This window comes from Rugamonas rivuli (assembly GCF_009380165.1).
Classification (GTDB): domain Bacteria; phylum Pseudomonadota; class Gammaproteobacteria; order Burkholderiales; family Burkholderiaceae_D; genus Rugamonas; species Rugamonas rivuli.
Genome location: NZ_WHUF01000037.1, coordinates 1 through 255, shown reverse-complemented (window position 1 = coordinate 255; position 255 = coordinate 1). Strand labels below are relative to the sequence as shown.

Sequence of the window (255 nt, the reverse complement as noted above, 5' to 3'; positions counted from 1 at the left end):
ATGGGAAGGGGTGGGACCAACTTGCTATGGTCATCAGGCATTGACTTGTACGAGCGACGCTTTCAGCGGCGCTCCGAATCTGGAATCAGTAAGTAAATGGGGTAATGAAGTTGTATCAACGAACGTTCCAACGTACTTCTCATTCACCATAACCTGCTAAGGTTATAGGGACAAGCCGTACGGGCAATTAGTATCAGTTAGCTTAATGCATTACTGCACTTCCACACCTGACCTATCAACGTCCTGGTCTCGAAC

Annotated in this window: 1 rRNA gene; it reads right to left on the bottom strand. The window is 47.5% G+C overall.

Features of this window, described 5'->3' with window-relative positions:
- Positions 1-166: 166 nt before the first annotated feature.
- Positions 167-255, bottom strand: a 23S ribosomal RNA gene (locus GEV01_RS30645); the annotation flags it as partial.